This window comes from Mesorhizobium sp. M2A.F.Ca.ET.037.01.1.1 (assembly GCF_003998075.1).
Classification (GTDB): Bacteria; Pseudomonadota; Alphaproteobacteria; order Rhizobiales; family Rhizobiaceae; genus Mesorhizobium.
In genome coordinates, this window is record NZ_RZSA01001503.1 from 1 (window position 1) to 981 (window position 981).

1 protein-coding gene is annotated in these 981 nt (G+C 64.6%); it reads right to left on the minus strand.

What is annotated here, in order from left to right; translation table 11 throughout:
• A partial coding sequence (nuoG, locus tag EOA27_RS37930; RefSeq protein ID WP_127258909.1) for an NADH-quinone oxidoreductase subunit NuoG occupies positions 1 to 981 on the minus strand: 981 nt, incomplete at both ends.

A 981-nucleotide genomic window follows, 5' to 3' on the forward strand; every position in this document is an offset into this window, starting at 1 on the left:
GTTCATAGTCGTAGCGTGTGTCGCCGATCTCGCCGATCACGCCAACCGGCAGGTTGCCGACGCGCCAGCGCTTGCGGATGCGGGCATTGAGCACCGAAGCCTCGAAGCGCGGATTGGCGCCGATGATCAGCACCGCGTCGGCCTGCTCGATGCCTTCGATGGTCGGGTTGAAGATGTAGCTGGCGCGGCCGAGCGACGGATCGAGCGCGGCGCCATCCTGGCGGCAGTCGATGTTCTTCGATCCGAGCGCGTTGATCAGAAGCTTCAGCGCGTAGATTTCCTCGACGGCCGCGAGATCGCCGGCAATGGCGCCGATGCGCTCGGGCGCGGTCTTCGACACCTCGTCCTTGATCGCCGCGAAGGCTTCCGCCCAGCTTGCCGGAGCGAGCTTGCCGTTCTTGCGCACATAGGGGCGGTCGAGGCGCTGCGTGCGCAGGCCGTCCCAGATGAAGCGGGTCTTGTCGGAGATCCACTCCTCGTTCACCGCCTCGTTGACGCGCGGCAGGATGCGCATCACTTCACGACCTCTGGAATCGACGCGGATCGCCGAGCCGACTGCATCCATGACGTCGATCGATTCGGTCTTGGTCAATTCCCACGGCCGCGCCTGGAAGGCGAATGGCTTGGAGGTCAGCGCGCCGACCGGGCACAGATCGATGACATTGCCCTGCAGCTCCGACGTCATCGCCTGTTCGAGATAGGTGGTGATCTCGGCATCCTCGCCGCGGCCGATCAGGCCGAGCTCGGAGATGCCGGCGACTTCGGTGGTGAAGCGGACGCAGCGCGTGCAGTGGATGCAGCGGTTCATCACCGTCTTGACCAGCGGGCCGATATACTTGTCTTCGACCGCGCGCTTGTTCTCGTGATAGCGCGAGGAATCGACGCCGAACGCCATCGCCTGGTCCTGCAGGTCGCACTCGCCGCCCTGGTCGCAGATCGGGCAATCCAGCGGATGGTTGATCAGCAGGAACTCCATCACGC